Genomic DNA, 26,978 nt, shown 5'->3' with positions numbered 1-26,978 from the left:
GGGGGTCGCCGTCGTGCGCTGCCCGCCCGGGGCGATGCCCGGAGCAGCGGCCGGCCCGGTGGCCCGGATCAGTCCGCCAGGTCGATCTCGCGCACGATCGTAGCGCCGATCTCGCCCTTGACCGTCTCGAGGACGGTGGTCGGGATCGCGGAGTCCACGGTGAGCAGCGCCATGGCGGTGCCGTTCGTGTCCGCCCGGGCCACCTGCATGCCGGCGATGTTGATCTCGTTCATGCCCAGGATGTGGCCGATAGTGCCGATGACGCCGGGGCGGTCCGAGTAGAACATGACCACGAGGTGCTCGGTGATGGGCATCTCGATGTCGTAGCCGTTGATCCCGACGATCTTCTGGATCTGCTTCGGGCCCGTGAGGGTACCGGCCACGGAGAGCTGCGACCCGTCGGAGAGCAGGCCGCGGATGGTCAGGACGTTGCGGTAGTCCTCGGCCTCCGTGGTCGTGAGGAGGCGCACCGCGACGCCGCGCTGCTCGGCGAGCACCGGGGCGTTGACGTAGGAGACGTTCTCGGACACGACGTCGGTGAAGACGCCCTTGAGCGCGGCGAGCTCGAGTGCCTTGACGTCCAGGGCGGCGATCTCGCCGGCCACCTCGATGTCCACCTGGGTCACGGAGTCGTGGGCGAGGGCCGTGAAGATCCGGCCCAGCTTCTCGATGAGCGGGATGCCGGGGCGCACGTCGGGGGCGATCACGCCGCCGGCCACGTTGACGGCGTCCGGGACGAGCTCGCCGGCAAGCGCGAGGCGCACCGACTTGGCGACCGAGATGCCGGCCTTCTCCTGCGCCTCGTCCGTGGACGCGCCCAGGTGGGGCGTCACGACGACGTTCTCATTGCCGAAGAACGCCAGGTCCGTGCTCGGCTCCTTCGAGAAGACGTCGATGCCCGCGCCCGCGATCTCACCGGCCTCGAGGGCCGCGTGGAGGGCATCCTCGTCGACGAGGCCGCCACGCGCGACGTTCACGACGTAGGCCGTGCTCTTCATCTTCGCGAACGCGTCCTTGCCGAGCATCCCGAGGGTCTCGGGGGTCTTCGGCATGTGGATCGTGATGAAGTCGCTTTCGGCGAGCAGCTCGTCGAGCGTGACGAGGCGGACCCCGAGCTGGGCGGCGCGCGCTGCCGTGACGTACGGGTCGTAGGCCAGGACCTCCATCTCGAAGGCCTGCATGCGGGCAGCGACGAGCGCGCCGATGCGGCCCAGGCCGATCACGCCGAGCTTCTTGTCCAGGAGCTCGGTGCCGGAGTACTTGGAGCGCTTCCACTCGCCGCCCTTGAGCGCAGCGTTGGCCGCGGGGATGTTGCGGGCGAGGGAGAGGATGTGGCCGCACGTGAGCTCTGCCGCGGAGACGACGTTCGACGTCGGCGCGTTGACCACCATCACGCCCGCCTGGGTGGCGGCCTTGATGTCGACGTTGTCGAGGCCGACGCCGGCGCGGGCGATGACCTTGAGCCGGCCGGCCGCGGCGATCGCCTCGGCGTCGACCTGGGTGGCGGAGCGGACGAGGATCGCGTCGACGTCGGCGATCGCCGACAGGAGCTGCGCGCGGTCCGCACCGTCGGCGTGGCGGATCTCGAAGTCGGGACCGAGCGCTTCGACGGTGGCGGGGGAGAGTTCTTCGGCGAGGAGGACGACAGGCTTGGTCACGGGCAGGGGCCTCTCGGGTCTGGGGCGGGGCGTAGGGGCGGGGTGGTGCGGGGCGCGCGGTGCTGGCGGGGTGCGGGCGCCGGACGCGCCAGCAGCGGTGGGCGCGCGTGGCGCCCACCGCTGCGGGGGTGGCTAGCGGGCTGCGGAGCCCTCGGTGTAGTCAGCGTCCTGCTGCTTCCACGAGAAGTGGGAGCGCAGCGCGCGGCCGGTGGCCTCGATCGGGTGCTGGGCCTCCTTCTCGCGCAGCTCGAGGAACTCCTTGGCGCCGTTGTCCTGGTCGTCGATGAAGCGCTTGGCGAACGCACCGGACTGGATGTCCGCGAGGATCTCCTTCATCGATTCCTTGACGGCCGGGGTCACGACGCGCGGGCCGGAGACGTAGTCGCCGTACTCGGCGGTGTCGGAGACGCTCCAGCGCTGCTTGGCGATGCCGCCCTCCCACATGAGGTCGACGATGAGCTTGAGCTCGTGGAGGACCTCGAAGTAGGCGATCTCCGGCTGGTAGCCGGCCTCGGTCAGGGTCTCGAAGCCCGCCTGGACGAGGTGCGAGACCCCGCCGCAGAGCACGGCCTGCTCGCCGAAGAGGTCCGTCTCGGTCTCCTCGGTGAACGTGGTCTTGATGACGCCGGCGCGCGTGCCGCCGATGGCCTTGGCGTAGGACTTGGCGATGTCCCACGCGGCGCCCGAGGCATCCTGCTCGACCGCGATGATGTCCGGGATGCCGCGGCCCGCGACGTACTCGCGGCGAACCGTGTGGCCCGGCGCCTTCGGGGCCACGAGGATGACGTCGACACCGGCCGGCGGCTGGATGTAGCCGAAGCGGATGTTGAAGCCGTGGCCGAAGACGAGGACCTTGCCCTCGCTGAGCGCGGGCTCGATGTCGTCCTTGTACAGGTGGCGCTGCACCTGGTCCGGGGCGAGGATGACGATGACGTCGGCCTCCCCCGCCGCCTCGCGGGCGGTCAGGACGCGCAGGCCCTCCTCCTCGGCCTTCGGGCGGCTCTTGCTGCCCTCCTTGAGGCCCACGCGGACGTCGACGCCCGAGTCGCGGAGGTTGAGGGCGTGGGCGTGGCCCTGGCTGCCGTAGCCGATGACGGCCACCTTCTTGCCCTGGATGATCGAGAGGTCGGCGTCGTCGTCGTAGTACAGCTCAGTCACTTGGATGTCTCCTTGGCTTGCGTTGGAAGGATGGGAAGTTTCAGCCCGCGCGGAGGGCGCGGTCGCTCATGGACCGCGAGCCGCGGCCGATGGCGAGGGTTCCGGACTGCACGATCTCGCGGACGCCGAACGGCTCGAGCACGCCCAGGAGCGCGCTGAGCTTCTCGGTCGTGCCGGTCGCCTCGACGACAACCGAGTCGGTCGAGACGTCCACGATCGACGCGCGGAACAGGTCCACGGCCTGCGTGACCTGCAGGCGCGTGACGGCGTCGGCGCGGACCTTGATCAGCAGGTGGTCGCGCTGCACCGAGCTCTCCGGGAGGAGTTCGACGATCTTGATGACGTTGATGAGCTTGTTCAGCTGCTTGGTGACCTGCTCGAGCAGGTCGCCCTCGGCGTCCACGACGACGGTGATCCGCGAGACGCCGTCCACCTCGGTGGGGCCCACCGCGAGCGAGTGGATGTTGAAGGCCCGGCGGGCGAAGAGGCCGGCGACGCGCGTCAGGACGCCCGGCTTGTCCTCTACCAGAACGGACAGGGTATGGCGGGACACGCTCAGTCCTCCTCTTCCCAGTCGGGGGTCGAATTGCGGGCGACCTGGATGAGGTCGTTGCTCACTCCGGCGGGCACCATGGGCCACACCATCGCGTTGGGGCTCACGACGAAGTCGATCACGACCGGCCGGTCGTTGATCTCGAGCGCCGCCTGGATGACGTCATCGATCTGGTCCTCCCGCTCGACCCGGAACGACGCGCAGCCGTAGGCCTCGCCGAGCTTGACGAAGTCGGGGATGCGCACGGTCTCGTGCCCTGTGTGCAGGTCCGTGTTCGAGTAGCGGCCGTCGTAGAAGAGGGTCTGCCACTGGCGCACCATGCCGAGGGAGGAGTTGTTGATGACCGCGACCTTGATCGGGATGTTGTTGAGCGCGCACGTCGCGAGCTCCTGGTTGGTCATCTGGAAGCAGCCGTCGCCGTCGATCGCCCAGACCACGCGGTCCGGATTGCCGACCTTGGCGCCCATCGCCGCCGGCACCGAGTAGCCCATGGTGCCGAGGCCGGCCGAGTTGAGCCACGCGTGGGCGCGCTCGTACTTGATGAACTGGGCGGCCCACATCTGGTGCTGCCCCACCCCGGCCACATAGACGCCCTCGGGGCCCGTGAGCTGGCCGATCCGCTGGATGATCCGCTGCGGCGCGAGGAGCCCGTCCTCGGGCTCGGTCCAGCCGAGCGGGTAGTCGTCGCGGAGCCTGTCCAGGAACGTCCACCACGCACTCAGGTCCGGCGCACCGTCCTTCGCCGCGCCGGCGCGCACGGCCTCCGTGAGCTCGGGGATGATCTCCTTGACCGAGCCGACGATCGGGACGTCCGCCACGCGGTTCTTCGAGATCTCGGCGGGGTCGATGTCAGCGTGGATGACCTTGGCGTTCGGGGCGAACGAGCTCAGCACCCCCGTGACGCGGTCGTCGAAGCGCGCACCGAGGGTGATCAGGAGGTCCGCCTGCTGGAGGGCGGTGACCGCGGCCACGCCGCCGTGCATGCCGGGCATCCCGACGTGCTGGCGGTGCGAGTCCGGGAACGCCCCGCGCGCGGTGAGGGTCGTGACCACCGGGGCGCCGGTGGCCTCGGCGAGCTCGAGGAGCTCGGCGGACGCGTGGGCCTTGACGACGCCGCCGCCCACGTAGAGCACGGGCTTCGAGGAGGCCGCGATCAGCCGGGCGGCCTCCCGCACCTGCTTGCTGTGGCCGCGGGTCACGGGGCGGTAGCCGGGCAGGTCGATCCTGGGGGGCCAGCTGAACGTCGTCCTGGCCTGCTGGGCGTCCTTCGTGATGTCCACGAGGACGGGGCCCGGCCGCCCGGTCGAGGCGAGGTGGAAGGCCTCTGCCAGGACGCGGGGGATGTCCTCGGCGCGGGTCACGAGGAAGGAGTGCTTCGTGATCGGCATGGTGATGCCCACGATGTCCGCTTCCTGGAACGCGTCCGAGCCGATGACGGCGCTCGAGACCTGGCCGGTGATTGCAACGAGGGGAACGGAGTCCATGTGCGCGTCGGCGATCGCGGTCACCAGGTTGGTGGCGCCGGGGCCCGACGTCGCAATGCAGACTCCCACACGTCCCGTGACCATCGCATAGCCTTGGGCTGCGTGGCCGGCGCCCTGCTCGTGGCGCACCAGGACGTGGTTGATCTTCGAAGCCATCAGAGGGTCGTAGGTCGGCAGGATCGCGCCGCCCGGAAGACCAAAGACATCGTCCACGCCCAGTTCCTCGAGCGAGCGGACAATTGCTTCAGATCCAGTCATCTCTGTGGGCCCGACCGTACGGTTGGGCCCCAGGACGGCAGAGGCAGAGTCGACGGTGTCGACAGGATCCGCGGCCTTGGCCGCGGACGGCTTCGAAGCCATCAGCGATGGGCTGATCGGCGTCCCTTTGCTCATCAGTCTCTTCCTTAGGATCTTCGTGGCGAAGTGGCGTGCTCAAACGAAAACAACCCCTCAGCCTGACGGCGTTGCGAGGGGTTGCGCGTGACAGATCGTGCCAGGACGGGCTCAGTGAGCCACGCGCTTGGCAAGGACGACGACATCGAGCACCATGCCGGTCGGAACGGTCTGCATGCCCACAGTCTTCAGTGCGGCCGCTCAGGGTGTCAATTTGGATGACGGCCGTCTCATCATGCGGACCCTCTTCCAGAAAGTGAGACGGGCCACGTGTCCGGCCCCACGCTGGGCGGCCACGACGTCCGCGGCAGCCGTGCGGCTCAGCCCACCACGGCCCCCTCGCTCGCGGAGTGCACGAGCTTGGCGTACTTGGCCAGGACGCCCTTCGTGTACCGGGCCGGGAGCGGGGCCCACCCCTGCCGGCGCCGGTCGAGCTCGTCGGGGTCCACCAGGAGGTCGAGGCTGCGCGCCGCGATGTCGACGCGGATGCGGTCGCCGTCGTGCACGAGGGCGATGGGCCCGCCGTCGACCGCCTCGGGCGCCACGTGGCCGATGCAGAGGCCCGTGGTGCCGCCCGAGAAGCGCCCGTCGGTGAGGAGCAGGACGTCCCGGCCCAGCCCTGCACCCTTGATGGCGCCGGTGATGGCGAGCATCTCGCGCATCCCCGGCCCGCCCTTGGGGCCCTCGTAGCGGATCACGACGACGTCCCCCGCCACGATCTGCCCGGCGTCGAGCGCGTCGAGGGCGCCCTGCTCTCGCTCGAAGACCCGCGCAGTGCCCTCGAACACCTCGGCATCGAAGCCAGCGGTCTTGACGACCGCCCCCTCGGGGGCCAGCGTTCCGTGCAGGATCGAGATGCCGCCGGTGCGGTGGATGGGGTCGTCCAGGGCGCGGAGGATCTTGCCGTCGAGGTCGGGCGGGTCGATCGCCGAGAGGTTCTCGGCCACCGTCCTGCCGGTGACGGTGAGGGCATCGCCGTGGAGCAGCCCGGCGTCGAGCAGGGCCCGCATGACCACCGGCACCCCGCCCACGCGGTCGACGTCGGTCATCACGTACCGCCCGAAGGGCTTGAGGTCGCCGAGGTGCGGGATGCGGTCGCCGATCGTGTTGAAGTCGCGCAGCGTCAGCTCGACCTCGGCCTCGCGGGCGATCGCGAGCAGGTGCAGGACCGCGTTGGTCGAGCCGCCGAACGCCATGACCACTGCGATCGCGTTCTCGAACGCGGCCCGCGTGAGGATGTCCCTGGCCGTGATGCCCTGGCGCAGGAGCTCGACCACCGCCTCTCCGGAGCGCCGGGCGAACGCGTCCCGGCGCCGGTCTGCCGAGGGCGGCGCGGCCGAGCCCGGCAGTGACATCCCGAGCGCCTCGGCAGCGCTCGCCATCGTGTTCGCGGTGTACATCCCCCCGCACGCGCCCTCGCCGGGGCAGATCGCCCGCTCGATCCGGTCGAGGTCAGCGCGCGACATCCGCCCCGCAGCGCACGCACCGACCGCCTCGAACGCGTCGATGAGCGTGACGTCCTTCTCCGTGCCGTCCTCGAGCTTGACCCAGCCGGGCATGATCGATCCCGCGTAGAGGAAGACGCTCGAGACGTCGAGGCGCGCGGCGGCCATGAGCATCCCCGGGAGGGACTTGTCGCAGCCGGCGAGGAGCACCTGCCCGTCCATCCGCTCTGCCTGCATGACGGTCTCGACCGAGTCCGCGATGATCTCGCGCGAGACGAGGGAGAAGTGCATGCCCTCGTGGCCCATCGAGATCCCGTCGGATACGGAGATCGTGCCGAACTGCATGGGGAAGCCGCCTGCGGCGTGCACGCCCTCCTTGGCCGACTTCGCGAGGCGGTCGAGCGAGAGGTTGCAGGGGGTGATCTCGTTCCACGAGCTCGCGATGCCGACCTGCGGCTTCTCGAAGTCGTCGTCCCCGAACCCGACCGCGCGGAGCATGCCGCGCGAAGGGGCGGCATGGATGCCGTCCGTGACGGCCCTGCTGCGCGGCTTGACGTCTGCGCCCTGGGCCGCCCGGGCCCCGGGAGCCGCCCGCCCGTCCGGATCCTGGGCTCCGGGCCTGCTCGCGCCGGGCCGGCTCGCCTCGGGACTGCCGGCATTGGGCCTGCTCGCATCGCTCATGGGTGCAGTCTAGGACCGCCAACCGGGTCCTCGTCGAGGATCCGCGCAGCCTCGGCGTGCACCATGTCCATGACTTCACGGACCGTCGGCCGGGCCGCAAGGTCGGCGCGCGCGATCAGGACGATGCTCCGCCGGGCGTGGACGCCGACGAGGGGCCTCAGCACGAGACCGTCGCGCATGGCCCGGTGCGCGGTGAAGCGCGGGAGGAGGCTCAGTCCGTGGCCGCCCCGCACGAGTGCCTCCATGACGCGCAGGTCCGGCAGGAGCTGCGTGCGCTCGATCCCCCGGCCCGCCTGCAGCTCTATCTGCCTCAGGACGGTCTCGAAGGGGAAGCCGGCGGGCACGCCGACCCACGGATAGGCGGCGACGTCCGCCGCGGCGAGCTCGGCCCGGGATGCTAGCGGATGGCCCTCGGGAAGGGCGACGTCCAGCGGCTCGTCGAGGAGGTGCTCGACCACGATCCCGGGACGGGCGAACTCGGCCGGCCCGTTGACGGAGTGCCCGAGGACCATGTCCACGTCCGCGGCGAGGTCCACGAAGCCGGGCACTGCGGGGTCCGCGAGCCTCGCGACGAGGCGGAGGCGCGGCACTGCGGCGACGCGGTCGAGGAGGCCCGGCAGGAGCATCTCCCCCGCGCTCGGGAAGAAGACGGCGGTGACCGTGGCCTGGTTGCCCTTGCGGTAGCCGTCCGCGGTGGCCTCGGCGCGCGCCATCGCGACCGCCACGTCCGCCCCTGCCGCCGCGAGCGCCTCCCCCGCCTCGGTGAGCCTGACGCCACGGCCCTCGCGGGCGAGGAGGACGACGCCGAGCTCCTCCTGGAGCGCCTTGAGCTGCTGTGAGACGGCCGACGGCGTGATCCCCAGCGCCTCCGCCGTCGCGCCGATGGTCCGGCGGTCGGCGAGTTCGCGCAGGAGGAGGAGTCGGCGGAAATCCATGCGCTCAGCGTAGTGGCCCCCGCCGTGGCGCGTCTTTCGTAGACTGGGGGGCGGCGAAAGGAGCCCGACGGCGTGAGCAGCGACGTGAGCACGACACCGACCGGCGGCACGGCCGCGGACCCCGACAGCAGGCTCAAGGCGGCCCTGCACCGGGTGTTCGACAGCCAGATCCCGAACTACGGCGACTACAACCTCGTGTGCTCCACCGAGTGCGGGGGCACGGTCGCGGGCCCGGTGCCCGGCCCGCCGCCGGCACTGGGCTTCGTGATCGGCTACCGTCGCCGTCCGGTCGAGCTCGTGATCGCCCCCTTCGAACGCGCGACCCTTGCCCCCGCTGGCCAGCCGACGACCGTGGACCTGACGAACCTGGCCTATGCGGCCGAGCCGCTCGAGGGGTCGTTCGACGTTGCCACGAGCACGGGCAGGGTGCTCACCTTCACCGTGCACGGCGAGTGCATGCTCCCCCTCGAGGGCGAGGACCAGCACCTCGCGCAGGAGGACGACGCTGCAGACCTGCGCGCTTTCCTCGACGAACTCGGCGCACTCGGTTCGTCTGTCTGACTCCAGACCGTCTGGCTCGCGCTGCTCCGCCCGACTCCCGGCCGCACGCCTGGCCCCGGCCGCACGCCTGATTCCCGCCCCGTCCGGCTCTCCCCGTCTGTGGGGCGGGCGTCGCCAACCCTCGACACGATTAAAAAACGGGCGTTCAATAAACCCATCGCCCCGGAGCGCCGGGGCACGCCTGGGAGGTGATGGCCATGGAATGGCTCGTGATCGCAGTCTCCGTCTGCATTGCGGTCGGACTCGGCACCTGGATGGCACTCCACGAGGACGTCTCCACGGCCGGACACGGCCGCCACCGCGTGAGCCCCGCCTATGTCCGCGTCCGCCGGTGAAGGCGGAGGCAGCCGATACTTCGGCGCCGTGCGAGTGCGGCGCTTCGGCGGCCGCGCACAGCCGAGCCCGCGAGCAGGGCAGACAGGAGACGCACGAAGGGCTCCGGCATCAGCCGGAGCCCTTCGTCTCTCCCTCGGTGCGCCCCCCGGGACTCGAACCCGGAACCCATTGATTAAGAGTCAATTGCTCTGCCAATTGAGCTAGAGGCGCATTCCGTGCGTGATCCGTCGGCGTCCCTTCCGGTCCGTCTCCGTGCCCCGCAACGACATGTAACTCTACACGAGAACCTGCGAGGAGTGAAATCGGCATCGGCCCCGCTCTGGGTGACCTCAGTCACGGACCAGCGGACGCCATCGGGCCCCTCTGCGAGCGGCGCTAGTGTGGCCGGATGACCTCCTCTACTGCCCCCCTCCGCCTCGCGAACGGCGATCCCGCACCGGACTTCACCCTCCCCGATTCGGCCGGGGGCACGACCTCCCTGGCAGACTTCGCGGGCCAGCGCGTGGTCCTCTACTTCTTCCCCCAGGTGGACACCCCCGCATGCACGCAGCAGGCGTGCGACTTCCGGGACAGCCTCGACGCGCTCACCGGGGCCGGCTACACGGTCGTGGGCGTCTCCCCCGACCCCGCCGAGGCCGTGCGGAAGTTCGCCGCAGAGCAGGCCCTCGGCTTCACGCTCCTCGCGGACGAGGACCACGCTGTCGCCGAGCGGTACGGCGCGTGGGGCGAGAAGGTCAACTACGGGCGCACGTACCAAGGGCTCATCCGGAGCACCTTCACGGTCGAGCCCGACGGAAGGATCGGGCTGGCCCAGTACAACGTGAGGGCGAAGGGCCACGTGGCCAGACTGCACCGCGACCTCAGGGTCGCGGCGTCCTGAGCCGCCGGCCTCGTCCGGCCGGGCGCAGTCCCTTCCAGCTAGACTGGTCGGGCTGCCCGCCGCGGCGGGCCACGCGCGAGTGGTGGAATTGGCAGACACGCAGGATTTAGGTTCCTGTGTCTTCGGACGTGAGGGTTCAAGTCCCTCCTCGCGCACTCCATCGAACCCGCCCCGGCCCGGCAGTGCCGCCCGGGGCCCGCACGGAAGGCCCGCAGTGCCCCAGCACGCAGATCCGGAGTCGGCGGCACCGACGTGTGGAGCCCTCGCACGCAGGAACCTGCTCCAGGCGGCAGCGGCGGCACTCGTCCTCTCCGGGTGCACCCCGGAACCGCAGCCCGCCCCCACGCCCAGCGCGACGGCGTCGTCCGGGAAGCCCACGGCCGCCTTCACGTTCGCGACAGCGGCAGCGCCCTCCACCCTCGACCCCGCCGCGACGAGCGACCTCGAGTCGTGGCGTGTCACGCGCCAGGTCCTCGAGGGCCTCGTGGAGGCCGACCCCACGACGTCGGAGCCGGCTCCCGCGCTCGCGGTGTCCTGGAAAGCGGACGACGAGCGCCGGGTCTTCACGTTCACGCTGCGCAAGGGCGTGGCCTTCCACGACGGCACACCCTTCAACGCAGCGGCCGTCAAGGCGAACTTCGACCGCTGGTTCGCCTTCACTCCGGCCTTCCGCTCCGCCAACCCGACCACGGCGTTCACCTCGGTGTTCCGCGCGCATGCCGACCAGGACGAGCTGTCCCTGTTCAAGTCGTGCACGGTCCTGGCGGAGGACGAGGTCCGGATCGAGCTCACCCAGCCCTTCACCGCATTCCTCAAGGCCCTCACGATGCCGGCCTTCGCGATCTCGTCCCCGCGCGCCCTCGCGCGGGGCCGGGCCGACGTGCTCGACCAGCGGCTGCGCAGCGGCAGGGTCTCGAGGTACGGGCTCCATCCCGTGGGCACCGGGCCGTTCTCGTTCGTCTCCCGCTCCGAGGAGAAGGTGGAGCTCACGGCGAACCCGCGGTACTGGGGCGAACGCGGGCAGATCGCGAAGCTCTCCTTCGTGGTCTACGACACTGCGCGGAGCCGGCTCCAGGCCCTCGCCGACGGGCGGATCGACGGATTCGACTCGGTCACCGTGGACATCATCGACGGCCTCGTGCGGCGCGGGCTCCCCATTGCCCGCCGCGACCCGTTCTCCGTCTTCTACCTCGGCATGAACCAGGCCGCCGCTCCCCTGCAGAACGAGCGGATCCGCCGCGCCATCGCGGCCGCCATCAACAAGGACGCCATCATCCGGCGCTTCTACCTCGACGACACGTCCTCGGCCGGGCAGTTCGTGCCCCCGCGCCTGAGCGGCTTCAACTCCTCGGCCGACTTCCCGGGCTTCGACCCCGAGCGCTCCAAACGGCTCCTCGCAGAGGCGGGGTACAAGGGCGAGGAGCTCCCCTTCTGCTACCCCCTCAACGTGAGCAGGTCCTACCTCCCCACCCCGGAGAAGGTGTACGCCGAGATCAGCGCGCAGCTCACCCGCGTGGGGCTGAACATCAAGCCCGTCCCGATCGAGTGGTCGGACGGCTACCTCCAGCGCGTCACGTCCCCCGGCGACCATGCGCTCCACCTGCTGGGCATCAACGGCTCCGCCCCGGACCCGGACAACTTCCTCACCACCATGTTCGGGGCGAAGAACGGCGAGTTCGGCTACTTCGACGCACAGGTGTTCAGCAAGATCGACCGCGCGCGGCAGCTGCCGGACGGCCCCGAGCGGCAGGAGGCGTACCTGGACATCAACCGCCAGCTCGCCACGACCGTGCCCGCCGTGCCGATCGCCTACCCCATCTCCGCGGTGGCGACCTCCGCCCGGGTGGCGAGCTACCCGACGTCGCCCGTCCTGCACGAGACGTTCAACCGGGTGCGCCTTAATACATAGCGTCAAGGTCTTGACTCAGGCATGGTCTGGGATTTAGCGAACGGCCCACGCAGCGATATTCTGCCTCTGGTCCATTTGCGCAGGGAGACTTCAGTGACCTTCATTTCCACCACCCGGTCCGCCGACGTCGTCTTGATCGGAGGCGGCGTCATGAGCGCCACGCTGGGGGCGTTCCTCAAGAAGCTGGAACCGAGCTGGAGCATCGTGCTCTTCGAGCGCCTCGACGACGTGGGGCTCGAGAGCTCGGGCCCCTGGAACAACGCCGGAACGGGCCACGCGGCCTACTGCGAGCTCAACTACACACCCCAGGCCAAGGACGGCTCGGTGAACCCCGCGAAGGCGCTGGGCATCAACGAGGGGTACCAGCTCTCACGCCAGTTCTGGTCCCACCTCGTCACGGACGGGAGCATCGGGGATCCCTCCGGCTTCATCCACACTGTCCCGCACATGAGCTTCGTCATCGGCGACGCCCATGCCGACTACCTCAAGGCACGCTACGAGGCGCTCAAGCCGCACACGCTGTTCGCCTCGATGGAGCACAGCGAGGACCCCGCGACGATCGCCGAGTGGGCGCCGCTCGTCATGCGCGGGCGCGGCGAGGGCCGCGTGGCCGCGACCCGCGTCGGCGAGGGCACCGACGTCGACTTCGGCCGGCTCACCCGCGAGCTCGTGGCCTTCCTCGACCGCAGCGGCGTCGAGATCAACTACGGGACCGACGTCACGGGCCTCGACCGGGCCCGCGGCGGGTGGGACGTCTCGACCAAGCACCTCGGCTCGGGCGAGCGCGGCAGCATCCACGCGAAGTTCGTGTTCGTGGGCGCGGGCGGCGGGGCGCTCCACCTCCTCCAGGACTCGGGCATCCCCGAGAGCAAGGGCTACGGCGGCTTCCCCGTCTCGGGCCAGTTCCTGCGCGCGACCGACGACTCGGTGGCCGAGCAGCACAACGCCAAGGTGTACGGGCAGGCCTCGGTGGGAGCGCCGCCCATGTCCGTCCCGCACCTTGACACGCGCTACGTCGACGGGAAGCGGTCGCTCCTCTTCGGCCCCTACGCGGGCTTCTCGACCAACTTCCTCAAGAACGGGTCCCTCCTGGACCTGCCGCTGTCCATCCGGCTCGGCAACATCGTTCCCATGCTCGCCGTCGCCAAGGACAACATGGACCTCACGGCGTACCTCGTCAAGGAGGTGCTCCAGAGCCGGGACAAGAAGATCGGCACACTGCGCGAGTACTTCCCGCAGGCCGAGAGCGACGGCTGGGAGCTCATCACCGCCGGGCAGCGCGTGCAGATCATCAAGAAGGACCAGTCCAAGGGCGGCATCCTCCAGTTCGGCACCGAGGTCATCACCTCCCGTGACGGCTCGGTCGGCGCCCTTCTGGGCGCGTCCCCGGGCGCCTCGACGGCCGTGCCCATCATGCTCGAGCTCATGCGCCGCTGCTTCCCGAAGAACTTCAAGGGCTGGGCGCCGAAGCTGACCGAGATGATGCCCGGCTACGGCGTCAAGCTGGACGAGCATCCCTCCCTCGCAGCAGAGATCGCCGCGAGCACGGCGGCGGCGCTCCAGCTCACGGCCCCGGCCCAGTAGCACCGCCCAGCAGCACCAGCCCACCACCAGCAGCTCGAAACACCCGGGGGCCCGATGTTCCGCCTCGCCCACCTGTCCATGGCGAACAGGGCGCTCATCGCGCTCATCACGGTGTGCGCCGCGGCCTTCGGCATCATCACGGCGGGGAGCCTGCGGCAGGAGCTCATCCCGTCGGTCGAGTTCCCGCAGCTCACGGTCGTCTCCACGATGCAGGGAGCCTCCCCCGAGGTGGTCGACCGGCAGGTGGGCGAGCCCGTTGAGAAAGCGCTCCAGGGCGTCGAGGGCCTCGAGAGCACCTCCTCGACCTCCCGCACGGGCGTCTCGACCGTCCGGCTCTCCTTCGCCTACGGCACGAATCTCGACCGCGCGCGCAACCAGGTGGACCGTGCGATCTCGACCGTCGCGCCCCGGCTCCCGGACGGCGTCGAGCCCCAGACCGTCGCGGGCAGCATCAGCGACTTCCCCATCGTCTTCCTCGCCGTCTCCTCGGACCGGCCGCTGAGCGAGCTCAACACGCACCTGGCCGAGCTGGCCGTCCCCCGTATCCAGCGCATCGAGGGCGTCCGCGGCGCCGACGTGACCGGCGGCGCGACCCGGCACCTGCAGATCACGCCCAACCCGGCCGCGCTCGCCGCCCGGGGCGTCGACGTCGCTGACATCCGCCGCGCGCTCGAGGACAACGGCGCGCTCATCCCGGTGGGAACGGTGGCCGAGGAGGGCCGGACCCTCTCGCTGCAGGCGGGCAGCCCGCTCGAGTCCCCCGACGCCGTCGCCGCCCTCCCGCTCACCGGCGGCCGCCAGCCGACCGCCATCCGGGACGTCGCCGCCGTCGCGCTCGAGGACGACGCGCCGACCTCGATCACACGGACGGACGGCGTCCCGACGCTCGCCATCTCGGTCACGAAGAAGCCCGAGGGCGATGCCGTGGCGATCTCGCATGCGGTGCGGGACCTCGTCCCGCAGCTCGAGGAGGAGCTCGGCAGCGGCGCCCGCCTCACGACAGTCTTCGACCAGGCTCCGTTCATCGAGACCTCCATCAAGGACCTCACGACCGAGGGGCTCCTGGGGCTCGGGTTCGCAGTCCTGACGATCCTCGTCTTCCTGCTCTCCGTGCGGGCGACCCTCGTCACTGCGGTGTCGATCCCGCTCTCGCTGCTCGCGACCTTCATCGGCCTCTACGCCGCGGGGTACTCGCTGAACCTCCTGACCCTCGGCGCCCTCACCATCGCGATCGGGCGGGTCGTGGACGACTCGATCGTGGTCATCGAGAACATCAAGCGGCACCTCGGCTACGGCGAGGAGAAGACGACGGCGATCCTCGCCGGGGTGCGCGAGGTGGCCGGGGCCGTGACGGCCTCGACGCTCACGACCGTCGCGGTGTTCCTGCCCATCGCGTTCGTCGGGAGCCTCGCCGGGGAGCTCTTCCGGCCGTTCGCGCTCACGGTGACGCTCGCGCTCCTCGCGTCCCTGCTCGTCTCGCTCACGATCGTGCCCGTGCTCGCCTACTGGTTCCTCGGGCACTATGCGGCCCGCGCCGGCGCGGACGCCGCGACAGATGCCGGCGCCGAGGGCGCCCCGGACCGGGAGAGCATCCAGGAGAGGGAGAAGGCGGGCCGCCTCCAGCGCGGCTACCTCCCCATCCTGCGCGCGACGCAGCGGCATCCGGTGTGGACGGTCGTTGCCGGGGTGCTCGTGCTCGCGGCGACGCTCGGCGCGACGCCGCTGCTCGCGACCAACCTCCTAGGCAGCTCCGGCGAGAACAGCTTCACCGTGCGGCAGTCGCTCGCCCCGGGGACGAGCCTCGAGGCGGCGTCCCGCGCAGCGGAGAAGATCGAGGGCGTCCTGACGGCGACCGAGGGCGTGAGGACGGTGCAGGCGACCGTGGGCACTTCGTCGTCGGGCTTCAGCGCGTTCCTCAATCCCGGCGCGTCGAGCGCGACGTTCACCGTCATCACCGACGAGCGCAGCGACCAGGAGGCGCTCCAGGCCCAGGTGCGCGACGCCGTCGGCCGCCTCGAAGGGGTGGGCACCGTGACAGTAGGCCGCCCGCAGGGGAGCTTCGGGAGCTCCTCGACCGTGGACGTCACCGTCACTGCGCCCGACGCCGAGTCCCTCGCCGCCGCGGACGCGGCCGTTCTCGCCGCGCTGCGCGACGTGCCCGGCGCGAGCGGGGCGGAGAGCAACCTCGCGGGCGGCCAGCCGGTCGTCGAGGTGAAGGTGGACCGGGCCAAGGCCGCAGCCGCGGGGCTCAACGAGCAGCAGATCGGCGCCGCGCTCGCCGCCACCGCGAGCCCCGTTCCCGCGGGAACGGTGCGCTTCGGCACCACGGACTACCCCGTGAGGATCGGGCGCGGCACGGCGTTCGAGGGGATCGAGGAGCTGCGGTCCCTGCGGATCCCCGGCGCCCCCGGCGGCCTGCGGCTCGGAGCGATCGCCTCGGTAGAGGCCGTGGACGTTCCCGTGAGCGTCACGAGCACCTCCGGCCAGCGGACCGCGACCGTCTCCGTCACGCCAGGCCCAACGAACCTCGGCGCGGTGAGCGCGGAGGTCCAGCGGCGTGTGGACGGCCTCGACCTGGCCCGGGGCGCGACCGCGAGCGTCGGCGGCGCGAGCCAGCAGCAGGCCGAGTCCTTCGAGCAGCTGGGGCTGGCGCTCCTGGCGGCGATCGTGATCGTCTACGTCATCATGGTGGCGGCGTTCAAGAGCCTCGTGCAGCCGCTCATCCTCCTCGTCTCGATCCCCTTCGCCGCGACGGGCGCACTCATCGCGCTGCTGGTGACGGGGATCCCGCTCGGGCTGCCGGGGCTCATCGGCCTGCTCATGCTCGTGGGCATCGTCGTGACGAACGCCATCGTGCTCATCGACCTCATCAACCAGTACCGCCTCCCCGGCCCGGGCCGGCCCGCCTTCCCGCTGGACGAGGCGATCGAGCGGGGCGCCCGCCAGCGCCTGCGGCCCATCCTCATGACGGCGCTCGCCACCGTGTTCGCCCTCGTCCCCATGGCGCTGGGGCTCACGGGCGGAGGCGGGTTCATCGCCCAGCCGCTCGCCGTCGTCGTGATCGGAGGCCTCGTCTCCTCGACGGCACTCACCCTCGTCCTCGTCCCGGTCCTGTACCGGCTCGTCGAGGGCAGGATCGAGCGGCGCCGGCTCCTGCGGGACCTCAAGCGCACTCCCGCGGGCCCCGAGGACAGGGCACGCCCGGAGGATGGGGCACGCGCGGAGGATGGGGAGAAGGACGGCGACTGGACGACCGGCGCCGTTCCGAAGGTCACTGGGCGCCGCGCAGCGAAGGCCTGACCGGCTCGGGCGGACGGGCCGGGCCGGAAGAACGGGCCGGACCGGAGGAACGGGCCCGGCCGGAAGAACGGGCCCGGCCGGAAGAACGGGCCCGGCCGGAGGCACCGCCAGTCGTTGCGGGAATGATCCGGCCGCACCGCCCGTTGGGATAGATGCAAACGCATTTATCTCGAGGCCGGCGCGAGGCCGGCTGCACCTGCAAGGAAGGCCCCACGATGCAGTTCGGAATCTTCAGCGTCGGCGATGTCACGCTCGACCCCACCACCGGCCGCATGCCCACCGAGGGCGAGCGCATCCAGGCCATCGTGAAGATCGCCAAGCACGCCGAGGAAGTGGGCCTGGACGTCTTCGCCACCGGCGAGCACCACAACCCGCCCTTCTACCCCAGCTCCCCCACCACCCTCCTCGCGTACATCGGCGCCCAGACGGAGAAGCTCATCCTCTCCACCGCGACCACGCTCATCACCACGAACGACCCGGTCAAGATCGCCGAGGACTTCGGCATGCTCCAGCATCTCGTGGGCGGCCGCACCGACCTGGTCCTCGGCCGCGGCAACACGGCGCCCGTCTACCCGTGGTTCGGCAAGAACCCGCAGGACTCGCTCGAGCTCACGGTGGAGAACTACGCGCTCCTGCGCCGACTGTGGGACGAGGAGACTGTGACGTGGAACGGCAAGTTCCGCACCCCGCTGCACAACTTCACCGTGACGCCGCGCCCGCTCGACGACGTGGCCCCGTTCGTGTGGCACGGTTCGATCCGCACGCCGCAGATCGCCGAGCTCGCCGCGTACTACGGCGACGGCTTCTTCGCCAACAACATCTTCTGGCCCAAGGAGCACTACATCCGGCTCATCAACCTCTACCGCGAGCGGTTCGAGCACTACGGGCACGGCAGGGCGCACCAGGCGATCGTCGGACTCGGCGGCCAGTTCTTCATGCGCAAGAACTCGCAGGATGCCGTCAACGAATTCAGGCCGTACTTCGACAACGCCCCGGTCTATGGGCATGGCCCGTCCATGGAGGACTTCACGGCGCAGACGCCCCTGACCGTGGGCAGCCCCGCGGAGTTCCTCGAGAAGACCCTCGCCTTCCGCGACTACTTCGGCGACTACCAGCGCCAGCTGTTCCTCGTCGACCATGCCGGACTGCCGCTCAAGACCGTCCTCGAACAGCTGGACCTGCTCGGCGAGGTGCTCCCGCAGCTCAAGGCAGGCTTCGCCGAGGGCCGTCCGGCAGACGTCCCCGAGGCGCCCACCCACGCCGCCCGGGTCGCGGAGAAGGCGGGCGAGCAGGCAGGCGAGCGCGCGCAGGAGCAGACCGAGGTGGCCCCGTGACCTCCCCGGGGCCCGCACCCACGGAAGCCGGTCGGACGCCCTCGGTGCGCGAGACCGCAGAGGCCTGGGAGTCCCTCTTCCGGGCCCAGGTCGCGGTGATGCGCCGCATCTCCCGAGACCCCGCGTTCCGCACCCTCGGAATCACCGAGTACGACGTGCTCTTCACCCTCAGCACGTGCCCGGACGGCCTGCGGCTGAACGAGCTCAACGACCACGTCCTGCTCGCCCAGTCGAGCCTCTCGCGGCTCGTCGAGCGGCTCGTCCGCCAGGGCCTCGTCAGCCGGACCAGCGCGCCGGGCGACGGGCGCGGCGTCGTCGTCCGCCTCACCGAGGCGGGCCGCGGGCTCCAGCGCGAGGTCGGGCGCGCGCACGTGCGCGAGATCGCGAGGGTGATGGGGGACGCGCTCGACGCCGACGAGCTCGCCGAGCTCACCGCTCTCACCGGGCGGCTGCGCGAGCACGTCGTCACCCACCACCCCCTCTGACCCCGCTTCGGGTACAGCTAAAAGCGCCCTGACCCGTTTCGGGTACGGATAAAAGCGCCCTGACCCGTCCCGGGTACACCAGATGGGCGCGCGGGGCCCTCCGGGCAGCGCGGCCTTCCGGGCGCGACAGCTCCGCGTGAAGCACGACGGCGCGCGGCGAGAGACAGCCGCGGACGCACCGTACGCCGTCGTGCTTCTGGGAAGGCCCCCACGAGGGACGTTCCCGCTGGGTGCGTGGGCGTACCCGAAACTGCCGAAACGGCGTCCTATGTGTACCCGAAACGACGTGGGGTGACGTCACGTGCACCCGGAACGGGCCTGGTCACCCGAGGCGGACGAGGGCGTGGGGGTCCTCGGCGGGGAGGCCGCCCTCGGCCTCCGCGGTGACGGTGAGCCGGCGCAGCGTGAGGCGGCCGCCCACCGTCGAGAGGAACGCTGTGTCCGAGGAGTCCCGCCCGGCGGTGATGCGGAGCATCGCTGCCCGGGGGGCGAGGCCTGTGGGGTCGATGACATGCCAGGCCCCGTCCACGTAGGCCTCGGCCACCGCGTGGAAGTCCATGGGCTTGAGGCCGGGCGCGTACACGGCGGCGAGGCGCGCGGGGACATCCTTGGCGCGAAGCAGCGCGATGGCCAGATGGGCGAAGTCCCGGCACACTCCCCGACGGTGCAGGAGGGTCTCGACCGCGCCGTCGGTCCCGCGGGAGGAGCCGCTCACGTAGGCGAGCTGCCCGTGCACCCAGTCGCGGACGGCCTGGACCAGCTCGGGCCCGCCGAGCGAGCCGAACTGGGCGTAGGAGGTTGGGAGGATCCGGTCGCTCTCCGCGTAACGGCTGGGCCGGACGTACCGGATGAGCTCCATCTCGTCCATGGGCGCGGGCTCGGCCGTCCCGTCCACAGTGGCGCGGTAGGTCACCTCCACCTCGGCAGGCTCGGGGAACTCGAGGACGTGGAACCGCCCGCCGTGGCCGTCGAGGAGCTCGCGCGGCTCGAGGCGCTCCCCCTGCGCCGTGACCACGAGTTCCTCCTCGAACGAGGTGTATCCGGGCAGCCGTGCCGCCGCGACGGCCATGGCGAGCTTGGTCCGCGCCGTGGTCGTGAAGGCGAGGTGGGCGCCGACAGAACGCTGCAAGGGGTCTCCAGACTAGGGTCGGGCGGTGAACTCCAGCGACATGATCATGCGCTGGACGTCGGCGAACTCCGTGGACTCCTCCACGTAGGTCGACGCCTGAGCAAGGGTATCGAACATCGTCCGGGTGCTGCCGTACTGCTCGCTGCCGGGGATGACCTTGGGCTGGTCGCCGAACCAGAAGCCCCCGGTGGCCTCGGGCCCCGAGACCTCGTTCTGCAGCTCGCAGACCTTCCCGTCCACCGCCGTGGGCATGGTGGTGATCCCGTATGAGCCGACGAACTGCCGGCCCTGGACCACGCGGAACACGAAGCGCGGCTCGATCGCGCCGGGGATGTCCGCGAACGGCACGTCGACCGGTTCGCTCACGAGCACGGTGTAGGGCTTGCGGTCCTTCGCGGCGCACGGCTTCGAGAACGCAACCGGGACGCCTGTGTGCAGGGTGGCGACGTGCTCGCCGTCCGCCGTCTTGACGTCGAAGCGCTGCGCGTCCTGCTTCGAGCCCTCGTCCGGTGCGGCGGTCTGCACGATCCATGCCTCGGGGAGCTCGAAGCTCAGGGTCTTCCGAGCGTCCGTGAAGGTCTTCCAGCTCGCCGAGGTGGGCCGCGGCGATGCCGTGCCGCCGGCGGTCCCGGAGGGCGACGCCGATGCCGGCCCCGCGCTCTTCCCTCCAGACGGCGTGGCCCCGGCAGTGCCCGACGCGACCCCTGTCCAGACAGGGCTGGCGGGCGCGCCGCCGCATCCCGAGAGGAGGACGACGCCGACGAGGGCCGCCGCCGTCAGCGGCCACCGGCGAGGCCTCGCGGAGCGTCTGGGCCTCGAGGGGCGCGCGGGGCTCGTGGAGCGGCAGGCGGATCCGGATGCGCGCGAGCGGAGAGCGTCCATGCGGCCCACCCTAGCGAATCGCCCCGGCACCAGGGCGGCCTGGTGCGAGCACGCGCAGGGCCGAGGGTGGCCGACTGCGATCCGGCCTTCCGCTCTGTCCGGAGAGCCGCCGTGCCGGCCGAGGTCCCGGGGGGCGGACCGGCTTGACACCCTGCTGTGACCGGTGCCATAGTCGGTGGCGTGAACCTGTCAGACAGCTTGACACCTCGACAGCCTGAAGGGCTCCTTGGAACCTCCGGACGGCGCCCCCTCGCCCGGCTGAGCGCTGCGGAGGCGGTCCTCGCGGACATCCGCGCCGACATCGAGTCCGGGGCCTCCCCGGTTGGGTCACGGCTCCCCTCCGAGGCGGCCCTCGCCGCGCGCTACGGCGTCAGCCGCTCAGTGGTCCGCGAGGCTCTCCGTTCCTGCGCCGCCCTCGGCCTCACGGAAACGCACACCGGCAAGGGCACCTTCGTCGTCTCGGGCCGGGTCTCCGGCGACCTCGTCCTCGGCCGGTACTCGGCGCGGGACCTCACGGAGGCCCGCCCCCACATCGAGGTCCCCGCTGCAGGGCTCGCGGCCATGCGCCGTACCGAGGAGGACCTCGCAACCCTCAAGGGGATCATCGCGGACATGGCCCTCGAAGACGATCCGGCCGCGTGGGTCGCACTCGACGCGACCTTCCACGGCCACATCGCCCGCACGAGCGGGAACAGGGTGTTCGAGTCCGTCGTCGCCGACCTCCGCGATGCCCTCGCCCACCAGTCGGAGACGCTCAACCTCGTCGCCGACCGGCAGCGCGCCTCCGACCTCGAGCACCAGAAGATCGTGACCGCCATCGAGGCCGGCTCGCCCGAGCTCGCGAGCGCGGCGATGGCAGAGCACCTCGAGGCCGTGGGCCACGCCCTCGGGTCGCTCGCGCCGAAGGCCTGAACAGGCCGGCAGGCGGCCGGCACCCGACGCCCCACCGACCCTCGACGCCCAACGCGCGACGCCCAACGTCCCCACCAGCCACCATCGACACGCCAGGAACCATGACGCCCTCCCCCGTTCCCGCCCACGCCACCCGTTCCGACGGCGCCGTGCCCGCCGCACCCTCCAACGGCGTCGTGCCCGCCGCACCCTCTGCCGCTCGCGGCCACGACGCCGCAGCGCCCGCGGCCCTCCCCGCGCACGTCCCCCTCGCCGTCCAGTCGCGCGGGGGCCTCGTGGAGAGCGTGCACTACGGAAGCATCGCGGCCACCGGCTCGCCGGATGCAGGCGGCAGCATCCTGTGGCAGGCCGGCGACCCCGGGCCGTTCTACCCCCGCTCAGCACTCAAGCCCCTCCAGGCCGTCGCGCTCGTCCGCGCAGGCCTCCGCCTCGAGGACCGCCTGCTCGCCCTCGCAGCGGCGAGCCACAGCGGCGGTCCCGAGCACCGCGACGGCGCCCTCGAGATCCTCCGGCTCCACGGGCTCGGCCCCTCCGCCCTCGCCAACACGACGGACCTGCCCTACGGCGCGGCAGAGCGCGAGGCATGGCTCCGCGCCTCGGGCGGTCCCGACCAGCTCTGCCAGAACTGCTCCGGCAAGCACGCCGCCATGGCCGCGGTCTGCACGCTCAACGACTGGCCGATCGCCGGCTACCTCGATCCGGCCCACCCGCTCCAGCGGCTCGTCGCCGCGACCGTCGCGGAGCTGACCGGGGAGACGCCCGAGGCCTGGAGCACGGACGGGTGCGGCACGCCGGTGCCCGCCGTGACGCTCGCCGGCATGGCCCGCGCCTACGGCCTCATCGCCCGCGCCGCAGCGGGCACTGGTGCACGTGCCCACGACGGCGACGCCGTGCACCCGGGCGCGGAGGCCGCCGTCGGCCGCCTGAGCCCTGAGGCCGCCGTGGGCCGCGCAATGCGCACGCACCCCGAGATGGTCGCCGGCGAGGACCGCGACGTCACGGCCCTCATGCGCGTCCTCCCCGGCGCAGTGGCGAAGGACGGCTTCGAGGGCGTCCAGCTCGTCGGCCTCCCCGACGGCCGGGCCCTCGCCCTCAAGGTCGCCGACGGCGGCGACCGCGCCCGCATGCCGATCACCGTGCGCGCGCTCGCCGCGCTCGGCGTCCCCGAGGCACTCGACGGCGGGGCCCTGGTCCCGCTCGCCCGTCCCGTGGTGCTCGGCGGCGGCCGGCCGACGGGGAGCCTCGTGGCGCTCGACGACGCGTTCCCGGCCCAGTGACAGGCAGCCCGCGCCCGCTCTCCGCACCCGGCGATCCCGCTCCCCCAGCCCCAGGCCCGAGGGCCGCCCCAGACCCGAAAGGCGACGCCGCCATGACCCAGTCCACCATCCCGCTCGAGCACAGCCGGGCGGACCGCGCGTGCCGGACCGACCACGACCTCCTCGGCGACCGGGACGTCCCCGCCGAGGCCTACTGGGGCGTCCACACCCTGCGGGCCGTCGAGAACTTCCCGATCACGGGGCAGCCGCTCTCGACCAACGGCCACCTCGTGCGCGGCCTCGCGGCCGTCAAGCTCGCCGCGGCGCGGACCAACCGCGAGCTCGGCCTGCTCGACGACGCACGGGGCGAGGCGATCGAGGCCGCGTGCCGCGAGATCCTCGCCGGGCACCTCGTGGACCAGTTCGTCGTCGACGTCATCCAGGGCGGTGCGGGGACGTCGTCGAACATGAACGCCAACGAGGTCATCGCCAACCGCGCGCTCGAGCTGCTCGGGCACGCGAAGGGCGAGTACACGCACCTGCACCCGAACGACCACGTGAACCTGAGCCAGTCCACGAACGACGTCTACCCCACGGCAGTCCGGGTCGCGACGGTCGCGGGCATCGAGGACCTGCTGGGCGCGCTCGCCCGGCTCGAGGACGCGTTCGCCGAGAAGGCGGCCGAGTTCCGCACGGTCGTGAAGATGGGGCGCACGCAGCTCCAGGACGCGGTGCCCATGACCCTGGGCCAGGAGTTCGGCACCTACGCCATCACGATCGGCGAGGACCGCGAGCGCCTGCGCGAGGCCTCGCAGCTGATCCACGAGATCAACCTCGGCGCGACCGCGATCGGCACGGGGCTCAACGCCCCTCCCGGCTACGCCGAGGCCGCCTGCCGGCACCTCGGCGAGACCACGGGCCTGCCCCTCGTGACCGCCGTCGACCTCATCGAGGCGACCCAGGACATGGGTGCGTTCGTGCACCTCTCGGGCGTGCTCAAGCGCGTGGCGGTCAAGCTCTCGAAGATCTGCAACGACCTGCGGCTGCTGGCCTCGGGGCCGCGCGCGGGGCTCGCGGAGATCAGCCTGCCCGCAGTGCAGTCCGGATCCTCGATCATGCCAGGGAAGATCAACCCCGTCATCCCCGAGGTGGTCAACCAGGTCGCCTTCGAGGTCATCGGCAACGACGTGACGATCACGCTCGCGGCCGAGGGCGGCCAGCTCCAGCTCAACGCCTTCGAGCCGGTGATCGTGCACAGCCTCCACAAGAGCATCACGCACCTCACCGCGGCCTGCGAGACCCTCACGGAGCGCTGCGTCCGCGGCATCACCGCGAACGAGGAACGACTGCGCGAATCGGTCGAGCAGTCGATCGGCCTCGTCACGGCCCTCAACCCCTACCTCGGCTACGCGGCCGCGACGTCCATCGCGCAGGAAGCGCTCGCGAGCGGCCGCGGCGTCGCCGAGCTCGTGCTCGAACGCGGCCTCCTGACCGCCGAGCGGCTCGAGGATCTCCTGCGCCCCGAGCGCCTCGCGAACCTGAGCCGGTAGCGCAAGCCGCGCGAGGCGTCGTCGTGCGCCTCATCCTGCCGCCCTTCCACCTGCCGCCACGTCCCCTGCCAGCCCGCACCACCCCCTGCGGGCCGGCGCCCACCCCCCAGTCCGCGGGCGACCACCCCTGCCCGCCGACGCCCGAACCTGCCCCCTCACCCTGAGCCTCCACCCACCTCGAAAGGGACACCGATGTCCGCATCCCAGCCTGCCCGGCCCCAGGGCGACGCCATCCCGGACCACCTCGAAGACCACGGCCACGCGCATGCGGCCGACCACGTCCTCCACGCCGAGGACGCCGGCTACCACAAGGGCCTCAAGGGCCGTCAGATCCAGATGATCGCGATCGGCGGGGCGATCGGCACCGGGCTGTTCCTCGGCGCCGGCGGCCGCCTCGCGGTGGCGGGCCCCTCGCTCGTGTTCGCGTACGCGATCTGCGGCGTGTTCGTCTTCTTCATCCTCCGTGCCCTGGGCGAGCTTGTGCTGCACCGGCCGTCGTCGGGCTCGTTCGTCTCCTACGCGCGGGAGTTCTTCGGCGAGAAGGCCGCGTTCGCCTCCGGCTGGTTCTACTGGGTGAACTGGGCCATGACCACGATCGTGGACATCACCGCCGCAGCCCTCTACATGGACTTCTTCGGACGCTATGTGCCGTGGATCGGGGCCGTGCCGCAGTGGGCCTGGGCGCTCATCGCCCTCGTGGTCGTCCTGGCGCTGAACCTGGTCTCGGTCAAGGTCTTCGGCGAGATGGAGTTCTGGTTCGCGCTGGTCAAGGTGGCCGCCCTCGTGACGTTCCTCATCGTGGGGATCTACTTCGTCGCGTTCGGCACCCCGACGGGCGACCCGACCGGATTCTCCCTCATCGCCGACAACGGGGGCATCTTCCCGAACGGCCTGCTGCCCATGATCCTGCTCATGCAGGGCGTCGTGTTCGCCTACGCCTCGGTCGAGCTCGTCGGCACCGCCGCCGGCGAGACCGAGAACCCGGCCAAGGTCATGCCCAAGGCCATCAACTCGGTCGTGTTCCGCATCGCCGTCTTCTACGTCGGCTCGGTCGTCCTGCTCTCCCTCCTGCTGCCCTTCACCGCGTACGAGAAGGGCGTGTCCCCCTTCGTGACCTTCTTCGGGTCGATCGGGGTCCAGGGCGTGGACGTCATCATGAACCTCGTCGTCCTCACCGCGGCCCTGTCCTCCCTCAACGCCGGCCTCTACTCCACGGGCCGCATCCTGCGTTCCATGGCCGCCGCCGGCTCCGCTCCCCAGTACGCCCTCCGCATGAACAAGGCCGGCGTCCCGTACGGCGGCATCGCCATCACCGCGGCCGTGTCCCTCCTCGGAGTGCCGCTGAACTACCTCGTGCCCGGCGAGGCCTTCGAGATCGTGCTCAATGTGGCCTCGGTCGGCATCATCACGACATGGGCCACCATCGTGCTGTGCCAGATGCAGCTCGCACGCTGGGCCAAGCGCGGCTGGACCGAGCGCCCTGCCTTCCGCATGCCCGGCGCCCCCTACACCGGCTGGGCCACCCTCGTGTTCCTCGCCGTCGTCCTGACCATGGTCTTCGTCGACTCGCCCTGGACCCTCGCGGCGACCGCGGTGGCGTGCGTCCTCATGGTTGCCGGCTGGTACGCCTGCCGCGACCGCATCCGCGCCATCGCCGAGGAACGCGACGGGTACACCGGACAGGCTCCCGTCGTGGCGGAGCGCACCACCTCGGTCAGCTGAGGCGGGGCGCCGACTCGGCCCGCCTGCCCGCCTGCCGGCCTGCCCGCCGCCTGCCCGCCTGCCCGCCTGCCCGCCTGCCCGCCTGCCGGCCACGAGCGGGCCGGCGGAGCATGAAAGGCTGGACCCATGGACCAGCACAGCACGTCCCGAGAGGCCCCGACGAGGCCGGAGCTCCAGGCTCCGGAACGTCGGGGCCTCCGGCCGCGCAGGGGGTGGCCGAGGGCCCTTGCGGCCCCGGGGGTCCTGTGGCGTTTCCCGCTCATCCGGCAGCTGACCAGGTTCACGGGCGTCGGCGTGGTCTGCACGCTCAGCTCTCTTGCCCTCTACGCCCTGTGCAGGCCCTGGATCGGGGCACAGGCTGCCAACGCGGTGGCGCTCATCGTCACCTCCGTCATGAACACCGCGCTCAACCGGCGGTTCACCTTCAAGGTGCGGGGATCGACACGGCTCCTGGAAGACCATCTCAACGGCCTCGTGGCGCTTGGGGTGGCCCTCGCCCTCACGGCGGGAAGCCTCGGCGTGCTGCACTGGATCTCGCCGGACGCCACGGTGGTGCAGGAGCTGTGGACGACGACGATCGCCGGTTGGGCCGCCACCGCCGTGCGCTTCACCCTCTTGCGCCATTGGATCTTCCGCCGCGCACGCAACGCCTGAGGCGTTCGTGAGGCGCGACGAGAAATGTCGGAGGTGCGTTCTAGTCTTGGTACATGTCATGGGAACGCGGATTCGAGGACTGGCCTGAGGCTGATCCCGCGTGGTCCGCCGCCCTGACGGGCTCCCGTGACGCCTGTCCCCCAGAGCCTCCGGGCTGGCTCGTCGCCGAGTGGGCCG

21 protein-coding genes and 2 tRNA genes are annotated in these 26,978 nt (G+C 71.3%); 14 read left to right on the top strand and 9 right to left on the bottom strand.

Going from position 1 to position 26,978, the window contains the following annotated elements:
• Window positions 1-68 precede the first annotated feature (68 nt).
• The 6 genes from serA to ABCQ75_RS03965 all read right to left on the bottom strand — a co-directional run bounded on the left by serA (window position 69) and on the right by ABCQ75_RS03965 (window position 8,307).
• Complete coding sequence (serA, locus tag ABCQ75_RS03990; protein WP_345883214.1) at window positions 69-1,658, bottom strand: phosphoglycerate dehydrogenase; 1,590 nt, start codon at window positions 1,656-1,658, stop codon at window positions 69-71.
• A 132-nt stretch (window positions 1,659-1,790) separates the two neighbouring features.
• The gene (gene ilvC, locus ABCQ75_RS03985; RefSeq protein WP_345883213.1) at window positions 1,791-2,816 is read right to left on the bottom strand and encodes a ketol-acid reductoisomerase; all 1,026 of its coding nucleotides are present in this window, start codon (window positions 2,814-2,816) and stop codon (window positions 1,791-1,793) included.
• Between the two features lie 40 nt (window positions 2,817-2,856).
• The gene (gene ilvN, locus ABCQ75_RS03980) at window positions 2,857-3,369 is read right to left on the bottom strand and encodes an acetolactate synthase small subunit (protein ID WP_345883212.1); all 513 of its coding nucleotides are present in this window, start codon (window positions 3,367-3,369) and stop codon (window positions 2,857-2,859) included.
• Window positions 3,370-3,371: 2 nt separating this feature from the next.
• Window positions 3,372-5,246: an acetolactate synthase large subunit gene (locus ABCQ75_RS03975; protein ID WP_345883211.1), complete on the bottom strand. Its 1,875-nt coding sequence runs from the start codon at window positions 5,244-5,246 to the stop codon at window positions 3,372-3,374.
• Window positions 5,247-5,566: 320 nt separating this feature from the next.
• A complete protein-coding gene (gene ilvD / locus ABCQ75_RS03970) occupies window positions 5,567-7,372 on the bottom strand; it encodes a dihydroxy-acid dehydratase (RefSeq protein WP_345883210.1) in 1,806 nt (601 codons plus the stop codon).
• Window positions 7,369-8,307, bottom strand: coding sequence for a LysR family transcriptional regulator (locus tag ABCQ75_RS03965; RefSeq protein WP_345883209.1), 939 nt, complete (start codon window positions 8,305-8,307; stop codon window positions 7,369-7,371). Before ABCQ75_RS03965 ends, ilvD begins: the two co-directional genes overlap by 4 nt.
• Before the next feature lie 72 nt (window positions 8,308-8,379).
• Between ABCQ75_RS03965 and ABCQ75_RS03960 the strand changes: the two genes are divergently transcribed.
• Window positions 8,380-8,868 (top strand): cupredoxin domain-containing protein, encoded by a 489-nt coding sequence (locus ABCQ75_RS03960; protein WP_345883208.1) that lies wholly within the window; start codon window positions 8,380-8,382, stop codon window positions 8,866-8,868.
• A 197-nt stretch (window positions 8,869-9,065) separates the two neighbouring features.
• The gene (locus tag ABCQ75_RS03955; RefSeq protein WP_345883207.1) at window positions 9,066-9,203 is read left to right on the top strand and encodes a hypothetical protein; all 138 of its coding nucleotides are present in this window, start codon (window positions 9,066-9,068) and stop codon (window positions 9,201-9,203) included.
• A 138-nt stretch (window positions 9,204-9,341) separates the two neighbouring features.
• On the opposite strand, the gene ABCQ75_RS03950 is transcribed toward ABCQ75_RS03955, so the two are convergent.
• A tRNA-Lys gene (locus ABCQ75_RS03950) sits at window positions 9,342-9,414 on the bottom strand.
• Window positions 9,415-9,592: 178 nt separating this feature from the next.
• On the opposite strand from ABCQ75_RS03950, the gene bcp reads away from it, so the two are divergent.
• The 7 genes from bcp (at window position 9,593) to ABCQ75_RS03915 (ending at window position 18,696) form a co-directional block, all read left to right on the top strand.
• Window positions 9,593-10,084, top strand: a complete 492-nt coding sequence (gene bcp / locus ABCQ75_RS03945; RefSeq protein WP_345883206.1) for a thioredoxin-dependent thiol peroxidase — start codon at window positions 9,593-9,595, stop codon at window positions 10,082-10,084.
• Between the two features lie 73 nt (window positions 10,085-10,157).
• Window positions 10,158-10,239: transfer RNA gene (locus tag ABCQ75_RS03940), tRNA-Leu, on the top strand.
• Window positions 10,240-10,361: 122 nt separating this feature from the next.
• A complete protein-coding gene (locus ABCQ75_RS03935; protein WP_427916032.1) occupies window positions 10,362-11,993 on the top strand; it encodes an ABC transporter substrate-binding protein in 1,632 nt (543 codons plus the stop codon).
• A gap of 93 nt (window positions 11,994-12,086) precedes the next feature.
• On the top strand, window positions 12,087-13,577 hold the full coding sequence (locus ABCQ75_RS03930; RefSeq protein WP_345883204.1) for a malate:quinone oxidoreductase: 1,491 nt from the start codon (window positions 12,087-12,089) through the stop codon (window positions 13,575-13,577).
• A gap of 54 nt (window positions 13,578-13,631) precedes the next feature.
• The gene (locus ABCQ75_RS03925; protein WP_345883203.1) at window positions 13,632-16,877 is read left to right on the top strand and encodes an efflux RND transporter permease subunit; all 3,246 of its coding nucleotides are present in this window, start codon (window positions 13,632-13,634) and stop codon (window positions 16,875-16,877) included.
• Window positions 16,878-17,092: 215 nt separating this feature from the next.
• On the top strand, window positions 17,093-18,211 hold the full coding sequence (locus ABCQ75_RS03920; protein WP_345883202.1) for an LLM class flavin-dependent oxidoreductase: 1,119 nt from the start codon (window positions 17,093-17,095) through the stop codon (window positions 18,209-18,211).
• Window positions 18,208-18,696 (top strand): MarR family winged helix-turn-helix transcriptional regulator, encoded by a 489-nt coding sequence (locus ABCQ75_RS03915; RefSeq protein ID WP_345883201.1) that lies wholly within the window; start codon window positions 18,208-18,210, stop codon window positions 18,694-18,696. The genes ABCQ75_RS03920 and ABCQ75_RS03915 overlap by 4 nt, the downstream gene beginning before the upstream one ends.
• A 322-nt stretch (window positions 18,697-19,018) precedes the next feature.
• On the opposite strand, the gene ABCQ75_RS03910 is transcribed toward ABCQ75_RS03915, so the two are convergent.
• Window positions 19,019-19,825 (bottom strand): transglutaminase-like domain-containing protein, encoded by an 807-nt coding sequence (locus ABCQ75_RS03910; RefSeq protein WP_345883200.1) that lies wholly within the window; start codon window positions 19,823-19,825, stop codon window positions 19,019-19,021.
• Between the two features lie 12 nt (window positions 19,826-19,837).
• Window positions 19,838-20,707, bottom strand: coding sequence for a hypothetical protein (locus ABCQ75_RS03905; protein WP_345883199.1), 870 nt, complete (start codon window positions 20,705-20,707; stop codon window positions 19,838-19,840).
• Window positions 20,708-20,887: 180 nt separating this feature from the next.
• On the opposite strand from ABCQ75_RS03905, the gene ABCQ75_RS03900 reads away from it, so the two are divergent.
• From ABCQ75_RS03900 to ABCQ75_RS03880, 5 genes are all read left to right on the top strand, one after another.
• Complete coding sequence (locus ABCQ75_RS03900) at window positions 20,888-21,619, top strand: FadR/GntR family transcriptional regulator (RefSeq protein ID WP_427916028.1); 732 nt, start codon at window positions 20,888-20,890, stop codon at window positions 21,617-21,619.
• Window positions 21,620-21,720: 101 nt separating this feature from the next.
• A complete protein-coding gene (locus tag ABCQ75_RS03895) occupies window positions 21,721-22,896 on the top strand; it encodes an asparaginase (protein ID WP_345883197.1) in 1,176 nt (391 codons plus the stop codon).
• 92 nt (window positions 22,897-22,988) lie between these two features.
• Window positions 22,989-24,425 (top strand): aspartate ammonia-lyase, encoded by a 1,437-nt coding sequence (gene aspA, locus ABCQ75_RS03890; protein WP_345883196.1) that lies wholly within the window; start codon window positions 22,989-22,991, stop codon window positions 24,423-24,425.
• A 192-nt stretch (window positions 24,426-24,617) separates the two neighbouring features.
• Window positions 24,618-26,147: an amino acid permease gene (locus tag ABCQ75_RS03885; RefSeq protein ID WP_345883195.1), complete on the top strand. Its 1,530-nt coding sequence runs from the start codon at window positions 24,618-24,620 to the stop codon at window positions 26,145-26,147.
• Between the two features lie 126 nt (window positions 26,148-26,273).
• Window positions 26,274-26,801, top strand: a complete 528-nt coding sequence (locus ABCQ75_RS03880; protein WP_345883194.1) for a GtrA family protein — start codon at window positions 26,274-26,276, stop codon at window positions 26,799-26,801.
• The last annotated feature ends 177 nt before the right edge of the window (window positions 26,802-26,978 follow it).

The sequence above is a fragment of the Sinomonas halotolerans genome (genome assembly GCF_039615075.1).
Classification (GTDB): Bacteria; Actinomycetota; Actinomycetes; order Actinomycetales; family Micrococcaceae; genus Sinomonas; species Sinomonas halotolerans.
Note: the sequence above shows the minus strand (reverse complement) of the source record. Positions and strands in the feature narration are given on the sequence as shown.

Excerpts from the sequence above, each read along its gene's own strand:
- ABCQ75_RS03975 (WP_345883211.1), bottom strand. The coding sequence starts at position 5,246 with ATGAGCAAAGGGACGCCGATCAGCCCATCGCTGATGGCTTCGAAGCCG.
- ilvD (WP_345883210.1), bottom strand. The coding sequence starts at position 7,372 with ATGAGCGATGCGAGCAGGCCCAATGCCGGCAGTCCCGAGGCGAGCCGG.
- ABCQ75_RS03965 (WP_345883209.1), bottom strand. The coding sequence starts at position 8,307 with ATGGATTTCCGCCGACTCCTCCTCCTGCGCGAACTCGCCGACCGCCGG.
- ABCQ75_RS03955 (WP_345883207.1), top strand. The coding sequence starts at position 9,066 with ATGGAATGGCTCGTGATCGCAGTCTCCGTCTGCATTGCGGTCGGACTC.
- bcp (WP_345883206.1), top strand. The coding sequence starts at position 9,593 with ATGACCTCCTCTACTGCCCCCCTCCGCCTCGCGAACGGCGATCCCGCA.
- ABCQ75_RS03925 (WP_345883203.1), top strand. The coding sequence starts at position 13,632 with ATGTTCCGCCTCGCCCACCTGTCCATGGCGAACAGGGCGCTCATCGCG.
- ABCQ75_RS03920 (WP_345883202.1), top strand. The coding sequence starts at position 17,093 with ATGCAGTTCGGAATCTTCAGCGTCGGCGATGTCACGCTCGACCCCACC.
- ABCQ75_RS03905 (WP_345883199.1), bottom strand. The coding sequence starts at position 20,707 with ATGGACGCTCTCCGCTCGCGCGCATCCGGATCCGCCTGCCGCTCCACG.
- ABCQ75_RS03895 (WP_345883197.1), top strand. The coding sequence starts at position 21,721 with ATGACGCCCTCCCCCGTTCCCGCCCACGCCACCCGTTCCGACGGCGCC.
- aspA (WP_345883196.1), top strand. The coding sequence starts at position 22,989 with ATGACCCAGTCCACCATCCCGCTCGAGCACAGCCGGGCGGACCGCGCG.
- ABCQ75_RS03885 (WP_345883195.1), top strand. The coding sequence starts at position 24,618 with ATGTCCGCATCCCAGCCTGCCCGGCCCCAGGGCGACGCCATCCCGGAC.
- ABCQ75_RS03880 (WP_345883194.1), top strand. The coding sequence starts at position 26,274 with ATGGACCAGCACAGCACGTCCCGAGAGGCCCCGACGAGGCCGGAGCTC.